The sequence below is a fragment of the Nakamurella sp. genome (assembly GCF_048594475.1).
In the GTDB taxonomy this organism is placed as follows: Bacteria; Actinomycetota; Actinomycetes; order Mycobacteriales; family Nakamurellaceae; genus Nakamurella.
The window spans coordinates 1-2,112 of sequence record NZ_JBMDXT010000364.1 but is presented as its reverse complement, the minus strand read 5'-3'; the positions used below and the strand labels follow the sequence as shown (position 1 = coordinate 2,112).

Annotated in this window: 3 protein-coding genes; all 3 read left to right on the top strand. The window is 74.0% G+C overall.

Going from position 1 to position 2,112, the window contains the following annotated elements:
* The coding region (locus ACOJUF_RS16355; RefSeq protein WP_420122888.1) for an HNH endonuclease at positions 1-760 on the top strand (760 nt) is incomplete at its 5' end.
* A 77-nt stretch (positions 761-837) separates the two neighbouring features.
* A complete protein-coding gene (locus ACOJUF_RS16350; RefSeq protein ID WP_420122887.1) occupies positions 838-1,701 on the top strand; it encodes an SDR family NAD(P)-dependent oxidoreductase in 864 nt (287 codons plus the stop codon).
* Positions 1,698-1,985: a DNA gyrase subunit A gene (locus ACOJUF_RS16345; RefSeq protein WP_420122886.1), complete on the top strand. Its 288-nt coding sequence runs from the start codon at positions 1,698-1,700 to the stop codon at positions 1,983-1,985. Before ACOJUF_RS16350 ends, ACOJUF_RS16345 begins: the two co-directional genes overlap by 4 nt.
* Positions 1,986-2,112: the final 127 nt, after the last annotated feature.

Genomic DNA, 2,112 nt, shown 5'->3' with positions numbered 1-2,112 from the left:
CCCCCTGAAAGAAGGCGTCAGCGTCTACGGGGCCCTGCACCGCGCCGCGATGACCGCCAACAGCACCGCCGACGACCACCGCAGCAAGGGCCAGGTCATGGCCGACGAACTCATCCGCCGCACCCTCACCCCGGGCGACGGGGACCCCGAACGGCCCGCCATCGAACTGCACCTGATCATGACCGACCGGACCCTGGCCGACGACGACCCCGAACCCGCCCACCTCCTCGGTTACGGGCCCGTCCCCGCCCCCATCGCCCGCGACCTGATCACCACCGACCAGCACACCCGGATCTGGGTCCGGCGGCTGTTCACCCACCCGGACACCGGGGACCTACTCACCACCGACGCCCGCCGCCGCGACTTCCCACCCGCCGCCCGCGTCTTCCTCGCCGCCCGCGACCAACTGTGCCGAACCCCGTGGTGTGGCGCGCCGATCCGCGAGGCCGACCACGCCGTCGCGGTCAGCAAGGGCGGACCCACCACCCTGCCCAACGGCAATGGCCGCTGCACCGCCTGCAACCTGGTCAAGGACCTCGACGGCTGGACCACCCACCTCACCGACCACACCACCGACACCGGAGCCGGCATCACCACCACCACCCCGACCGGCCACACGCACCACAGCCGGCCACCCCGCCCACCGGCGTCCCCACCCTGGCCACCACCCCGAGAACAACCCCGACCCCGGATCGAGATCCATTGGGTCGACGAGACGTTCAGCCGGCCGGTATCCCGGAGCACTCGGCCGGACCGCTGATCCGGCCCTGCGGCTGGCGGCGCCGCTCACCGGTCGCTGCGTCCCACCCGCGTGGGCGCAGTGTTGAATGGGCTCGCATGAGCACACCGACCTGGCTGATCACCGGGGCGAGTGGCGGCCTCGGGCTGGCGCTCGTCGAACGCGTCCTGGCGGCCGGCCATCGCGTCGTGGCGACGACCCGGGGAACGGCGATCCCGGTCGAGCATCCCGCGCTCACCGTCATGCAGCTCGACCCGGCGGACCGGGCGGCCTGCCGGACGGTCGTCGACGAGACCGTCCGGCGGCACGGGCGGCTCGACGTCCTGGTCAACAATGCCGGGTACGGGCTGGTCGGGGCGATCGAGGAGGTGTCCGAGGCGCAGGCCCGGGACATCGTGGACGTCGACCTGTTCGGCCCGCTGTGGCTGAGTCAGGCGGTGCTGCCCCACATGCGGGCGCAGGGCAGCGGGCACATCGTGCAGATCTCCTCCGTCGGCGGCGTCGGGGCCATGCCCTTCTTCGGGCTCTACAACGCCGCGAAGTGGGGACTCGAAGGCTTCAGCGAGGCCCTGGCCGGTGAGGTGGACGCTACGGGCATCCGGGTGACCATCGCCGAGATCGGGGCGATGGACACCCGGTGGGCGACGGGGGGTATGCGATTCGCCGGGCCCCGGCCCGAGTACGACGGCCTGCGCGCGGCGACCCTCGGCACCGCGGAGGTACCCTGGCCGGCCGTTCCCGACGCCACCGGAGGCGGAACCGCGCCGCAGGTGGTCGCGGCGCAGCTCGTCGATCACGTCGCGCAGCAGAATCCGGGGCCGCTGCGGTTGGTGCTGGGCCAGGACGCCCCCGCGCAGATCGCCTCCGTGCTGCAGGCCCGGAGGGACGACTACTCGACCCAACCCGGCTTTCCCGCCGGGTCCGTGGACTGGCGGCCTCGTGACGAAGGGGGAGCCCGATGACGATCGACGACGGTCAGCTGCGTCGGGAGATGGCCGAGCAGCGGCTGATGATCCTGGCCGCGCTCGACGACGCGCTTTGCCGGCACGCCGAGGTGCTCCCGGTCATCATCGGAGCCGCCGACCGGGAGGCGGCCAGGACCGCCGTCGCCGAGTTGCTCGGCATCGAGAAGATCGCTGCCGTCGCGGTGCTCGACCTGCAGTGGAACCGGCTGACCCAGGCCGGCCGAGCGGCCATCGCCGCGGAGCGCGCGCAGCTCGAGGCGTCGCTGCGCGCGCTCGGCTGAAGGGCCAACGAGCCGGCAGCCGCTCCGCCCGCGGCCCGGGCTCAGCCCAGCGCCGCGGGCCCGGGCCCCGGCCCGGGCCGGCGGGGGGGGGGGGAGGGGGGGGCCCCCCGGTGATGGGGGGCGGCGG